This window comes from Bacillus sp. ISO11 (assembly GCF_003458115.1).
Lineage (GTDB): Bacteria > Bacillota > Bacilli > Bacillales > Bacillaceae_G > Bacillus_A > Bacillus_A cereus.
This window is the reverse complement of sequence record NZ_QXCO01000004.1, coordinates 185,035-197,841: the sequence shown is the minus strand read 5'-3', so window position 1 is coordinate 197,841 and position 12,807 is coordinate 185,035. Positions and strand designations below refer to the sequence as shown.

The following is a 12,807-nucleotide window of genomic DNA, read 5'->3' as shown; positions in this document are numbered from 1 at the left end:
ATGAGACAAAGTTTACAAACAGCTTTTTCTTGTTCTTCTTTTCTTCTCTCCTATCCTGAACTAGGGTGGAGAGAAGCTGTAACTGAATTGCAAGAAGAGGTTGAAACAATAAAACAGGAAGACGTTAAAGCGTCACTTACAGCCTTTATAAAGCAAGTGCTAAATAAAACGAATGATCAACTCATTGATAGTTACGTATATACATTCGATTTTGGTAAGAAAACAAATATGTATCTTACTTATATGAACACTGGTGAACAAAGAGAAAGAGGTATTGAATTACTGGAGTTAAAACAGCATTATAAAAAATCTGGTTTTGAAGTAACAGATAAAGAATTACCTGATTATTTACCGCTATTGCTTGAGTTCTTTGCAAATGCAAATGAGATAGACAGTGAACCAATTATGAGTAAATACACGGAGAATATACAAGCGTTACACGTTCAATTAAAAGAAGCAGACAGTATGTATGAACCAATTCTTGCGGCTGTTCTACTCGCTATCGAAACATGGGGTGTACAGACAAATTAGAAAGGAGAGTTGTTAAAATGATGGATCAATTTCTATGGGTATTGTTTCCCTATATCATTTTTGCAATATTTATCGGTGGACATATTTTTAGATACAACTATGATCAATTTGGATGGACATCAAAATCTAGTGAACTATTAGAAAAGAAGATGCTCCGGGTCGGGAGTCTATTATTCCACTTTGGGATCATGTTCGTAATTGGCGGTCATGTTATGGGAATTTTAATTCCAGAAGCTGTATACCGTTCAATAGGTATCTCTGAGCATATGTATCATGTAGTAGCAATTAGTTTCGGACTTCCGGCAGGTGTTGCTTCTATTATCGGTTTAATTATATTAACGTACCGCCGCGTAACTGTAAAACGTATCATTGCAACGAGTACAAAGGGAGATTATATTGCGCTTATTTTATTACTTATCGTAATGCTAGCAGGACTTTCTTCAACATTTTTAAATATCGATTCAAAAGGATTTGATTATCGTACAACGATTGGCCCTTGGTTCCGAAGTCTCTTTATTTTCCAACCGAAAGTTGAATATATGATGGAAGTACCAATATGGTTTAAAATTCACATTCTCGCAGGGATGGGGCTTTTCGCAGTGTGGCCATTTACAAGACTTGTACATGTATTTAGTGCCCCAATTAAATATGTAAGCCGTAGTTATGTGATTTACAGAAGACGTATTCCTAATGAGTTGAAAAAATAATACTGCTGTAAACGGATAGGAGCTAATGGTTAAAACGAAACGAGGTCTAATATGGAAGGCCTCGTTTTTGTTTACATAGGGAATAAACGTTAATAAGTAGTTTAAATTGAAAAAAGATTAGCATCTAAATAAGATGCTAATCAATGCTACAAACAGAAGCAGAGCAATCTTCACAAGCAATTTCACATTTTAAAAATTGTAAATCGTGGATTGTAATCTTTCCTTTATGAATTGAAATTGTACCTTGCTTTTTTAATTCATTTAACATTCGATTTACACTTTCACGTGAAGTTGCACAGAAATTAGCGAGTTCTTGATTCGTTAATGGTAAATCGATGAGAATACCATTTTCTTTTAATACACCGTAACTATTTGTCATTCGTATAAGAGTAGAGTACAGGGCACCTTTTTTGCCGTGTAATACTAAATCTCGGAACTTCGTTTGCATTCTTCTTAAATGTTCACTAATCCATTTCATAAATTCAAATACAAGAGCGGGTTTTTGGAGTAATGCTTTTTCTAACGCTTCACGTTTTATTACACCTACTTCAACATCTTCAAGACATTTTGAGTTTAATAAATATTTTGCATTATCCGTGAACAATGTTAATTCTCCAATAATGTCATATTCCGAACAAATTCGAAGTGTTAATTCTTGTCCGTCAGCACTAAGTTTACTAATTTGTACTTTTCCTGAGTGAATGATATAGAGTTCTGTTGCCTCCATACCTTCTTGAAAAATAAAACTACCTTTTTTTATCTGCATTTTATATTCAACAGATGCAAGTAATTCTTTTAAATCTTGAGATAATGTCATACTGTTTGCCACAGTGATCACCTTTCTTCTTATAAGCAATACATTTCCTATTTTGAGTGTAAGTATGATGAAAATGCAAGAGCTATTTAAAAATAAATTGAAATTTCAATGACCGTAAGGAGGAGTGGCTAAAGATGTGAACAAAATGCGAACGGATTTGTGAAAATTTTTTGAATGGGGAAAGTGATGTGAGAAAAGTCACATTGAATATGTAGCTTCTTTTTTATAATGAAGGCAAATAAAAAAATGAAAGCTTACTAAGGATTGCAGCAGAAAAGAAGGGATATAGATGCACGAGAACATGAAAGATTCTTTAAAGCGGCCACTTCAAGATTTACGCATTTCAGTTATTGATCGTTGTAATTTTAGGTGCACATATTGTATGCCTGCTGAAGTGTTCGGACCTGATTATGCTTTTTTACAGGAAGAGTGTTTATTAACATTTAATGAAATAGAAAGGTTAGCGAGATTATTTATAAGTATGGGAGTTAATAAAATTAGGCTTACTGGCGGTGAACCTTTATTGCGTAAAGACTTACCGAAATTAATTGCAAGACTTACAAATCTAGAAGGCTTAAAAGACATCGGACTCACAACAAACGGAATTCATTTAGCAAAACAAGCTAAGGCGCTAAAAGACGCGGGATTAAAACGTGTAAATATTAGTTTAGATGCGATAGAGGACCATGTCTTCAAAAAAATTAACGGAAGAAATGTAAGTACAAAACCTGTACTGAAAGGAATAGAAGCAGCAAATGCTGCTGGATTAGAAGTAAAGGTAAATATGGTCGTAAAAAAAGGGATGAATGATAGTCAAATTCTTCATATGGCTCGTTATTTTAAAGAAAAAGAAATTCAGCTCCGTTTCATTGAGTTTATGGATGTAGGTAGTACAAACGGATGGAATTTTGAAGAAGTCATTACGAAGGAACAATTAATAGAGAAAATTAATCGTGTATATCCAATTGAGCCCGCTCAGCCTCGTTATTTTGGAGAGGTTGCGAAATTGTATCGATATGTAGGGAGTAATGCAGAAGTTGGATTTATTACTTCTGTTTCTGAGTCATTTTGTTCTTCTTGTACGAGAGCTCGTATTTCGGCAGACGGCAAGTTTTTCACGTGCCTATTTGGAGCGAAAGGAACGGATTTGCGAACGCTTCTTCGAGAAAATATTTCTGATGCATCACTATTAAAAATTTTAAATGATACATGGCGATATAGAACAGATCGATATTCAGATGAAAGAACGGTTGAGAATACAAGTAAACGTCCAAAAGTTGAAATGTCTTACATTGGTGGATAGTGAAAGGAGGATTTCTTATGCAAGAGCGTTATTCAAGACAAGTGTTGTTTTCTGGAATTGGTGAAATGGGACAAAGAAAAATAAGAGAAAAGCATGTGCTCCTAATCGGTGCGGGTGCGCTAGGAGCTGCGAATGCAGAAGCACTTGCTAGGATGGGAATTGGGAAATTGACAATTGCTGATCGTGACTACGTCGAATGGAGTAATTTACAGCGGCAGCAGTTATATACAGAAGAAGATGCGCAGCAGTGTAAACCAAAAGCAATTGCAGCAGCAGAACATGTAAGAAAGATTAATTCTGAAGTGGAAATTGTACCAGTTGTAACAGATGTCACAATGCGAGAAATAGAAGAGTTAACAAAAGATGTGGATCTCATATTAGATGCGACTGACAATTTCGATACGCGTCTACTTATAAATGACATTTCACAAAAAGAAAATATACCTTGGATATATGGCGGATGCATTGGGAGTTACGGTGTAACGTATACAATTCTTCCTGGGAAAACACCATGTTTTCGCTGTCTAATGGATCATCCTATGGGCGGTGCAACATGCGATACAGCCGGAATCATTCAGCCAGCTGTACAAATGGTTGTTGCTCACCAAGTTACAGAGGCGATGAAAATATTGGTGGATGATTATGAATCATTAAGAGGGACAATGTTATCATTTGATATTTGGAACAATCAATATCTCTCATTAAAAGTAAATAGACAGAAGAAAAATACATGTCCATCTTGTGGAAATACACGCACGTATCCAAGTTTAACATTTGAAGCACAGATGAAAACGGAAGTGCTATGTGGACGGAATACGGTTCAAATCCGTCCAGGGATAAAACGTGTTCTTCATTTAGAGGAAGTTCAAAAACGATTACAAAAAAGTGTACTTGTCCAAAAAACGCCTTACTTACTATCATTTCTAATTGATGAATATCGTTTCGTTTTATTTACAGACGGTAGGGCATTTATTCATGGAACAAATGATGTGAAAATAGCAAAACGATTATACGCAAAATATATAGGATGAACAGAAAGAGAGTTGCCCCTTATTAAAACGAGGTGAAAAAAGAATGTTAGAAAAACGTATACCAATTCCAGTGGCAGAAGCAGTTGCTCGTGTAATGGAATATGCTTACCAAGGTGAAATAGAAAAGGTTTCTCTTATAGAAAGCTACGGTAGAACACTTGGAGAAGATGTTATTGCAGATCATGATGTTCCGCATTTTGATCGCTCTCCGTACGACGGGTTTGCGATTCGAGCGGAAGATACAAAAGAAGCGAGTAGTAGTAACCCCATTCAGTTTGAAGTAATTGGCGAAATTGGAGCAGGCTTTGTTTTTACAGAAGAAGTGAAAGCATTTCAAGCTGTCCGTATTATGACAGGTGCCGCAATTCCGGAAGGGTGTAATGCGGTTGTTATGTTAGAGCTAACGGAAGGATTTGAAGAAAACGAAAAGATTTATATGGTATTAAAACGCTCTTTCTCTTCTGGCGATAACATTTCTTTTAAAGGAGAAGATGTAAACCAAAATAGCATCCTTGTGAAAAAAGGGACTGTTATTAATCCTGGAGTTGCAGCGCTTCTTGCTACGTTTGGTTATAGTACGTTATATGTTGTAAAACAGCCAGTCATTGGAATTGTAACGACAGGAAGTGAACTGCTCGAAGTACATGAACAATTAAAGCCAGGGAAGATTCGAAATAGTAACTCTTATATGGTAGCTGCTCAAATTGAACGAGCAGGTGGAATTGTACAGTATTATGGGCAATTCGCTGACAATTTTGAGACGTGTTATAACACTGTAAAAAAAGCGATAAAAGAAGTTGATATATTAATTACAACTGGTGGCGTTTCAGTAGGAGACTATGATTATTTACCGGCTATTTATGAGAGATTACAAGCTAATGTACTTTTTAACAAAATAGCGATGCGACCAGGAAGTGTGACAACTGTAGCTGAGTTAGAGGGAAAACTATTATTTGGTCTATCTGGTAATCCTTCTGCTTGTTATGTCGGATGTGAATTGTTTGTTCGACCTGTCATTGGAACATACTTGCATAGGAAAGATCCGCACATATATCGTGCAGAGGCAATATTACAGAAAGACATTTCGAAAGCAAATCCGTTTACTCGTTTTGTAAGAGGGAGAGTGGAATTTGTAGATGGTCAATTACAAGTTACACCAGTTGGTTTAGATAAATCTAGTGCAATTTCTTCACTTGCAGAGGCGAACGCATTTATCGTCCTGCCAGGAGGAACGAGAGGATTTGAAGCAGGAATAACTGTTTCGGTACTGTTATTAGAATCAAACGCTGGAAGTGAGTGGCCGTGGGAAGAACCACTTCGATCATACAAATAATAGAAAAATAGATTACTAACTTATACAAAGATAAGAGGTGCAAAATGATACAAACGTATTATGAAGTAATTGATACACCTATTTCAATTGAGGAAGTTACAAACAAAGTAATTCGTCGTGAGTGCGGCGCAGTTACTACTTTCGTTGGTACTGTTAGAGAATTTACGAAAGGGCGTCGTACGCTACATTTAGAGTATGTAGCATATAAAACAATGGCAGAAAAACAACTTGAGAGAATTGGTACTGAAGTAGGAGAGAGGTGGCCTGGGACATTTGTCGCCATTACACATCGCATTGGTACATTACAAATTTCTGATCTTGCTGTTGTCGTCGCTGTTTCTACACCACACCGGAAAGCTGCATATGAGGCGAACGAATATATTATGGAGCGTATAAAACAAATCGTTCCAATTTGGAAGAAAGAATTTTGGGAAGATGGTGAATCATGGATTGGTGATCAGCTAGAGAATGTAGCATATGAGAATGGTGAGCCTGAAGAGGAGATGAGAATATGATTGAAGTACTATTATTTGCACATTTACAAGAAGAAGTAAGTAAGCCAGCATTACAAATCGATTGTGAAAATATTACAGTTTCTGAACTAAAGAAGGTACTCATTAAGAAATACAACGTAGCGATTTCAAATGAAATCATGGTAGCTATAAATGAAGAGTATGCAAATGAGGATGACATCATTCAAACTGGCGATGTCATAGCGATAATTCCGCCAGTAAGTGGTGGTTGATTCTTTTCGACTTAATCATGTTACGACGTGATTAGGCTGGAGAGAATGAATATAAATATGCATACATAGGAGGGAACAGGATGAAAAGTCCTAATTTTCAATTAAGTTTACAAACTTCTAATCTAATTATAGGTTTTATGGTATGGGTCATTTTATCATCATTAATGCCTTATATTAAAGTGGATATCCCATTAACTGCGGGGCAAATTTCTATGGTCACAGCAGTACCCGTTATTTTAGGTTCTGTTCTTCGCATTCCAATTGGTTATTGGACAAATCGTTTCGGAGCAAGAAAATTATTCTTTATTAGTTTTATTCTATTATTATTTCCTGTCTTTTATATTAGTGTTGCCAATTCTATGATGGATTTAATTATTGGTGGATTATTTGTAGGAATCGGTGGTGCTGTATTCTCTGTAGGAGTAACTTCTTTACCAAAATACTTTCCGAAAGAGAGTCATGGTTTTGTAAATGGTATTTACGGTGTCGGTAACGCCGGAACAGCAATTACTTCATTTTTAGCGCCTGTTATCGCAACTTCAGTTGGCTGGAGAACGACAGTACAATGTTATTTAGTTTTACTTGCAGCATTTGCACTTATGAACTTTTTATTAGGTGATCGTAAGGAGAAAAAGGTGAATACACCATTAATGGAACAAATAAAAGGTGTATATAAAAATGAGAAACTTTGGTTTTTATGTATCTTTTACTTTTTAACATTCGGATCATTTGTCGCATTTACAGTATACTTACCAAACTTTTTAGTATCTCACTTCGGATTAGAGAAAGTAGATGCTGGTATGCGAACTGCAGGATTCATTGTACTCGCAACAATTATGCGTCCGATTGGTGGTTGGCTCGGCGATAAGTTTAATCCATTTAAAATATTAATCTTCGTATTTATCGGTTTAACACTTTCAGGTATTATTTTATCATTCATGCCTAGTATGAACGTGTATACATTTGGTTGCTTACTAGTCGCATTTTGTGCAGGCATTGGTAATGGTACAATCTTTAAACTCGTTCCAATGTACTTCTCAGAACAAGCAGGTATTGTAAATGGACTTGTTTCAGCTTTAGGCGGACTAGGAGGGTTCTTCCCGCCCCTAATTTTAACATTACTATTCCAACTAACAGGCCATTATGCAATTGGATTTATGGCATTATCAGAAGTCGCACTTGCTTGTTTAATCATTACAGTGTGGATGTATAGTCAAGAAAAGCTGTTAGTGATGTTAAAAAATCATTAATAAGGAAAAAGAACCATCCCAAAGTATTTTGGGATGGTTCTTTTAGTAATAGGCTTCAACATGTTTTTATTGATCTCTCAATAAACGCTTATTTTCTATAAGAATTTGCTTTTAAAATGAAGATGTCAAAAGTTATTCAATTAAAGGGCAGATTAGTTAAGGAAATCTTAAATCTATTCTAAAGATCGAACTCATTTTTAGAATGCAAATATTTAATTGAATCGGGATGTTTAGATGAAAAAAATATAAGTCCACTCAAGATAAACAAGTATCAGGTGTGTTAGGTAGTTTAAGCGACAAGTATAGGATTGATGCAAGTATCCTTCGCATAGTAACTGCATTATCAGATTTTTTTAGGGCCAAATTTTTTGGTAAGGTTAATGGATATTGTGAAAAAGTATATTTAAAATAAAGAAGATAGTTTAGGTCAATAAGATAAAATTATGAATTTGTATAAATAATCCATAATTTTCTTTATGAGTTATATTTGGTATGTTAAAGAAAAGAGAGGAGAGGGAAATGAAATAAGAATTTTTGATGCACATTTTCATATTATTGGTTTAAGTTTTTCTGATTATTGAGAATTGAAGGGGTTTTCCGACTGATTAAATGTGATTCATATTTAGTAAAGTGTTTAATCCAACTAAAATATATTTAGAATGAGGTTTTACATGTTTGTTTTTATTATACTAGACGTAATATTACCAATATTAATATTAATGCTAATTGGTGCAATCTTACAAAGAAAGTTCCAATTTAACTTAAAGCAGCTTTCTACACTTATTACTTATTGCTTAATGCCAGCAGCTGTATTTGTGAATATATATGATATTAGTATAGAGACAGGTTTGTTGCTCCAAATAATATACTATTTAATGCTTTATAGTCTGAGTCTGATCATAGTAAGTCATTTCATTTCAAAAACATTAAAGTTAGAAAAAGGAGAAAGTGCAGCTCTAAAAAATAGCATTTCGTTAATGAATTCCGGTAATTATGGGTTACCAGTAAGTCAATTGATTTTCAGTCACAATCCAGTGGGGGTTTCCATTCAGATTTTTATTGTGATTTTCCAGAATCTTTTAACTTATTCATATGGGATATATAACTTACTATCAGCAACAAAAACAATCGGAGGTATTATTCAATCATTTCTAAGACTGCCTGTATTTCATGCGCTCGTATTAGGGGTTCTCTTTCAATCTTTTAAAATTCAAATACCTAATTCTATCTTGCTACCTCTTAATCAGCTTGCGAATGGTTTTGTTGCAATAGCACTCATATTGCTAGGGGCGCAATTATCCAACATTAAACTTAATTTTTTCCATCGAGTCATAACATGGGCTTTAATTGGAAGGTTACTGATGGGACCATTATTAGCACTTGCTGTAATATACATACTAAACATCGATGGTATTGTTGCGCAATCGTTATTTATTGCAAGTTCTTTTCCTACTTCAAGAAATACATCAACCATTGCTATGGAATATCAAATAGAGCCTGAATTACATGCACAAATCGTTTTATTTTCAACAATTTTCAGCATTATTACAGTAACTGTCGTTATTTATTTATCATATATTTTGTTTTGAATATACGTGCAAAAACGAAAAGATTTGAGGCGGTAAATGATGGACAGAAGTCCTATAGATATGAGAAGAAAGCAGTCTTTCATATATTGGGTGTCGTTTACAATTGTACCATGTTTCAAAATCTAGTGATTTAATTCAAAAAAAGAAACTTATTAGGGTTTATTTCGTATGGAAATCTTTAAAGTATTTACATATAGACTGGCGAAAAAAAGACACAATCTCGCTTATAATTAAAGTTATATGAGCTTAAGGTGATAGCGATGGGGTGGGAGTGTCAAGTAAGAATTTTATGCATAATTGCCACTAAGGGAGATGATTAAAAGTTGAGTAAACAGAATATCAGCACAATAGTTTCAGGAGATTTGATTGTTACCCATCTAATTGGCCAGATTAATACAGAAGATGTGTATGAATGGTTTAATGATTTTGAGCAGGTTTGTCAGCAATTTATTTCTGAGGGTCGGAAATACAAAGTGTTGGTGGATAGAAAAGGGTATACCCCAAATCATTTTTCTGTTCAAAAAGTATGGAAAGATAAGTTCTTCAATGAAACCATTTTGAATCATAGTAAGGCAATTGCATTTCTTCTTGAAGAAGGAGAGATACTGAAGTATTTACAACAATCCAATACAAAAGAATCCGTGGAGTTTTTTGATGATTATGAACAAGCGCTAATTTGGTTGAATGAATATCCAATATAAAAACTGAATAGAAAGAGTTGCTCGTAATGTTACACTTGTCATGAAATTTATTTGTTTACAAGTTGCAAACACCATTTATTTTCTTCATAGATTACTTGTGAAATAAAAGAACGGAACTACAACAAAAAGAACAAACGTCCCCTAAAAAACGTTTGTCCAAAGGTAATTACTATTTTAACTAAGAAATAGATTACAATTTATGTGTACGAGAAATCTTTTTTATAAGTTTAGGCAATATAGATGTTAGTTCTTGCTTCAAACGCTTCGTAAATGATGGATCTTTACCAGAAGTTGAAATAGTGACAACATATTCATTATTTCTTATAACGCCAGGTGTGTGAAAAGATGATTCTGTACCATCACTTACAACGTTAACCCACTGGAAATCATGAGCGGCCTGTTTGACCATCATATTTACAGCGTGTTGATTTGTAGCTGCATAAATAAGGTGAGCATCTTTAATATCATCATTACTAAAAGCTTTTTGCTTCCAAGTAATATAAGAAAGTTCCTTCATTTCCTCGCAAATTTCTGGGCTGACAACAGTGACGAAAGCGCCTGTATCTTTTAATCCAGACGCTTTTCGATATGCAATTTTACCTCCACCAATGATAACAACGACTTTATTTTGTAGATTAAACATAAGAGGGTACATGTTATACATATATGCATTCCTCCATTCGTTCTAACAATGTTAGTTTCATATATGTATCAAACTGAAGACAGTTACAAGTCGTAACATGATTATATTTTTTTGTATGCAATTCAATTTTTTGAAGTAATAATCCGGTAAAGAGAAGGTATGGCATGACATATACATGGGACGCAGTCGATGTTATATCCTTGAGCTCGGCAGTAAAAGAGGGAGTTCCTTTCGTTAAAAAGGAACAGGATACTGGCATACCAAGTTTTCGTTCGACAGCTGCTCCGATTAGTTGTAACTCATGTATCGGTTGTGTATCACTACTGCCTCGTCCTACGAGTAAAATACTACTATTTTGCATTGGCATAGCTTCACGTATTCTTTTCACTACAAGTTCCACCATATGTGGATGTGTACTAAAAGGAGGTACAACTGAAAATGTTATTTGTGGATATTTCTTTTGTAGTTGTTCTATTTCAAAAGGAATATCACGTTTATAGTGAGCTGCTGCAAATAATAAAACAGGTACAATCATTATTTCAGTTACTCCCTCTATTATCGTTTCTGTAACTGCATCCGAAATAGTAGGTGTCGTTAGTTCTAGAAAAGCTATTTTTTGAATTCTTTCGTTTCGCTCTTTCATAACAGATTGAATTAATTGAATGAATTGTTCATTACCTTCTTGTAGCCGGCTCCCATGTCCAACATATACAATTCCTTTCATTGTCTTACCATGTCTTTCTTCATAAGAGTTTCTTGTAATTGATGATCTACGTTATGAAACCCAACTTTATTTGCATAGTATAAAGTTGGAACGTCGGTATACGAGAATGGGAGAGTAAGAAAATTGATAAAGCCAAGGCGTTTTATTTCTGCTAGAAACGTATCAATAGAAGCACGACCTTCAAATACAATGCTATCCCATGAGAATTCAGAAAGCATACGTGAATGAATTTCATCGAAGCGATGATCAATTGTGTACTCATGAGTCATCATATAGGAACCAGCACCAATTTTTTCTTGAATAACAGCAATTCGGTTAATGTTTCGTCCTAAATAAACTGTTGTATTGGAAGAGAACTCTGCTTGTTTACTTAGTAGCCCATATTGCATAAGTTTTTCTTGAGTGGCAACGTTCATATGTTGTAGTTGCGCTTGTAAAGAACGAATATCTTTTTGGTGTTTACTACATGATTGCATCAATATTTCTACACTTTCAGCTGAACAAAAAACAAGACGATTAACGTTAAAAATTTCATTGATTTGTTCAAGTGTTAATGTGTATTCTACCTTTTTGAAAGTAGGAATTTGATATATTTCTGCACCGGCTTCTTGTAACTTTTGCTTCATTGAACTTGTTTTATTCGTTGCAGATGCAAATAAAACTTTTTTCTCGTGTAATGGTTTACGTTCTTTCCAAGCGATCTGATCCCGTAAGGAAACGACATCACCAATAATTGTCATAGAAGGATTAGAAATATTTTCGTTTTTGACAATAGAAACAATGGTAGACAGTGTCCCTGTGACAACGCGCTGTTTACCAGTTGTACCCCATTCAATGACTGCTACTGGCGTATCTTCTTTTTTTTCTGCTTGTAGTAAGTTTTCACAAATTGTAGGTAAGTTTTCTATACCCATGTAGTAGGCAATTGTGTCGCTATTGTGAGATGAATTATATTTTCCATGGTCGGTTAAAGGACCTTTTGCATGTCCGGTTAATAAAGTGACGCTATTACTGTAGTCACGGTGGGTGAGGGGAATACCTGCATAGATACTAGCGGCGATGCTAGATGTAATACCTGGTACAATTTCATATGGAATATTTGCTGATGCTAAAGTCTCTGCTTCTTCACCAACACGGCCAAAAATAGATGGATCTCCGCCTTTTAAGCGGACTACGATTTTTCCCTCTTTCGCAAATTGAAGGAGGTGTGCGTTAATCATTTCTTGACGCATAGTATGATTCTTTGGCATTTTTCCGCAATAAATAAGTTCACATGTTTCTTTTGTATAATTAAGAAAGGAAGGGTTTAATAAGCGGTCATATAAGACGATATCTGCACGATTTAAGCACTCTATCGCTTTTTTTGTAATAAGCCCTTCATCACCTGGTCCTGCACCAACTAAATATACATATCCGTTCATATTCGCACCTCG

14 protein-coding genes and 1 pseudogene are annotated in these 12,807 nt (G+C 34.8%); 11 read left to right on the top strand and 4 right to left on the bottom strand.

Annotated elements, in window-relative coordinates:
- Together narJ and narI are read left to right on the top strand one after the other, a co-directional pair.
- Complete coding sequence (gene narJ / locus D1166_RS06185; protein WP_001249925.1) at window positions 1–531, top strand: nitrate reductase molybdenum cofactor assembly chaperone; 531 nt, start codon at window positions 1–3, stop codon at window positions 529–531.
- A 17-nt stretch (window positions 532–548) separates the two neighbouring features.
- Window positions 549–1,238, top strand: a complete 690-nt coding sequence (gene narI / locus D1166_RS06180) for a respiratory nitrate reductase subunit gamma (protein WP_000969225.1) — start codon at window positions 549–551, stop codon at window positions 1,236–1,238.
- A gap of 136 nt (window positions 1,239–1,374) precedes the next feature.
- On the opposite strand, the gene D1166_RS06175 is transcribed toward narI, so the two are convergent.
- A complete protein-coding gene (locus D1166_RS06175) occupies window positions 1,375–2,067 on the bottom strand; it encodes a Crp/Fnr family transcriptional regulator (RefSeq protein WP_000013866.1) in 693 nt (230 codons plus the stop codon).
- 277 nt (window positions 2,068–2,344) lie between these two features.
- On the opposite strand from D1166_RS06175, the gene moaA reads away from it, so the two are divergent.
- The 9 genes and pseudogenes from moaA to D1166_RS06130 all read left to right on the top strand — a co-directional run bounded on the left by moaA (window position 2,345) and on the right by D1166_RS06130 (window position 10,007).
- Entirely contained in the window at window positions 2,345–3,358 is a 1,014-nt protein-coding gene (moaA, locus tag D1166_RS06170) for a GTP 3',8-cyclase MoaA (RefSeq protein ID WP_000545029.1), read from the top strand.
- A gap of 17 nt (window positions 3,359–3,375) precedes the next feature.
- Window positions 3,376–4,389 carry a molybdopterin-synthase adenylyltransferase MoeB gene (locus tag D1166_RS06165; RefSeq protein ID WP_001158128.1) on the top strand — a complete coding sequence of 338 codons (1,014 nt, stop codon included), beginning with the start codon at window positions 3,376–3,378 and terminating at the stop codon, window positions 4,387–4,389.
- 43 nt (window positions 4,390–4,432) lie between these two features.
- Complete coding sequence (locus D1166_RS06160; protein WP_097856348.1) at window positions 4,433–5,722, top strand: molybdopterin molybdotransferase MoeA; 1,290 nt, start codon at window positions 4,433–4,435, stop codon at window positions 5,720–5,722.
- A gap of 44 nt (window positions 5,723–5,766) precedes the next feature.
- The gene (locus D1166_RS06155; protein ID WP_000616829.1) at window positions 5,767–6,237 is read left to right on the top strand and encodes a molybdenum cofactor biosynthesis protein MoaE; all 471 of its coding nucleotides are present in this window, start codon (window positions 5,767–5,769) and stop codon (window positions 6,235–6,237) included.
- Complete coding sequence (gene moaD / locus D1166_RS06150) at window positions 6,234–6,467, top strand: molybdopterin converting factor subunit 1 (protein ID WP_097856349.1); 234 nt, start codon at window positions 6,234–6,236, stop codon at window positions 6,465–6,467. The genes D1166_RS06155 and moaD overlap by 4 nt, the downstream gene beginning before the upstream one ends.
- 80 nt (window positions 6,468–6,547) lie before the next feature.
- Window positions 6,548–7,717 (top strand): nitrate transporter NarK, encoded by a 1,170-nt coding sequence (narK, locus tag D1166_RS06145; RefSeq protein WP_000841851.1) that lies wholly within the window; start codon window positions 6,548–6,550, stop codon window positions 7,715–7,717.
- A gap of 238 nt (window positions 7,718–7,955) precedes the next feature.
- Window positions 7,956–8,084, top strand: a pseudogene (locus D1166_RS32135) (PspC domain-containing protein); the annotation flags it as partial.
- Window positions 8,085–8,388: 304 nt separating this feature from the next.
- Window positions 8,389–9,306 carry an AEC family transporter gene (locus tag D1166_RS06135; protein WP_000497508.1) on the top strand — a complete coding sequence of 306 codons (918 nt, stop codon included), beginning with the start codon at window positions 8,389–8,391 and terminating at the stop codon, window positions 9,304–9,306.
- A 323-nt stretch (window positions 9,307–9,629) separates the two neighbouring features.
- Window positions 9,630–10,007 carry an STAS/SEC14 domain-containing protein gene (locus D1166_RS06130; protein ID WP_000043364.1) on the top strand — a complete coding sequence of 126 codons (378 nt, stop codon included), beginning with the start codon at window positions 9,630–9,632 and terminating at the stop codon, window positions 10,005–10,007.
- A gap of 190 nt (window positions 10,008–10,197) precedes the next feature.
- On the opposite strand, the gene D1166_RS06125 is transcribed toward D1166_RS06130, so the two are convergent.
- From D1166_RS06125 to D1166_RS06115, 3 genes are read right to left on the bottom strand one after another with little or no spacing between them, the layout of a single operon-like run.
- Entirely contained in the window at window positions 10,198–10,671 is a 474-nt protein-coding gene (locus D1166_RS06125) for a precorrin-2 dehydrogenase (RefSeq protein ID WP_000282595.1), read from the bottom strand.
- Window positions 10,664–11,374, bottom strand: coding sequence for a sirohydrochlorin chelatase (locus D1166_RS06120; RefSeq protein WP_069604793.1), 711 nt, complete (start codon window positions 11,372–11,374; stop codon window positions 10,664–10,666). Before D1166_RS06120 ends, D1166_RS06125 begins: the two co-directional genes overlap by 8 nt.
- Window positions 11,371–12,795 carry a uroporphyrin-III C-methyltransferase gene (locus D1166_RS06115; protein WP_097856350.1) on the bottom strand — a complete coding sequence of 475 codons (1,425 nt, stop codon included), beginning with the start codon at window positions 12,793–12,795 and terminating at the stop codon, window positions 11,371–11,373. Before D1166_RS06115 ends, D1166_RS06120 begins: the two co-directional genes overlap by 4 nt.
- Between the last annotated feature and the right edge of the window lie 12 nt (window positions 12,796–12,807).

Bases quoted from the DNA above. Each gene is read 5' to 3' on its own strand.
- narJ (WP_001249925.1), top strand. From the start codon at position 1: ATGAGACAAAGTTTACAAACAGCTTTTTCTTGTTCTTCTTTTCTTCTC.
- narI (WP_000969225.1), top strand. From the start codon at position 549: ATGATGGATCAATTTCTATGGGTATTGTTTCCCTATATCATTTTTGCA.
- moaA (WP_000545029.1), top strand. From the start codon at position 2,345: ATGCACGAGAACATGAAAGATTCTTTAAAGCGGCCACTTCAAGATTTA.
- D1166_RS06165 (WP_001158128.1), top strand. From the start codon at position 3,376: ATGCAAGAGCGTTATTCAAGACAAGTGTTGTTTTCTGGAATTGGTGAA.
- D1166_RS06160 (WP_097856348.1), top strand. From the start codon at position 4,433: ATGTTAGAAAAACGTATACCAATTCCAGTGGCAGAAGCAGTTGCTCGT.
- D1166_RS06155 (WP_000616829.1), top strand. From the start codon at position 5,767: ATGATACAAACGTATTATGAAGTAATTGATACACCTATTTCAATTGAG.
- moaD (WP_097856349.1), top strand. From the start codon at position 6,234: ATGATTGAAGTACTATTATTTGCACATTTACAAGAAGAAGTAAGTAAG.
- narK (WP_000841851.1), top strand. From the start codon at position 6,548: ATGAAAAGTCCTAATTTTCAATTAAGTTTACAAACTTCTAATCTAATT.
- D1166_RS06135 (WP_000497508.1), top strand. From the start codon at position 8,389: ATGTTTGTTTTTATTATACTAGACGTAATATTACCAATATTAATATTA.
- D1166_RS06125 (WP_000282595.1), bottom strand. From the start codon at position 10,671: ATGTATAACATGTACCCTCTTATGTTTAATCTACAAAATAAAGTCGTT.
- D1166_RS06120 (WP_069604793.1), bottom strand. From the start codon at position 11,374: ATGAAAGGAATTGTATATGTTGGACATGGGAGCCGGCTACAAGAAGGT.
- D1166_RS06115 (WP_097856350.1), bottom strand. From the start codon at position 12,795: ATGAACGGATATGTATATTTAGTTGGTGCAGGACCAGGTGATGAAGGG.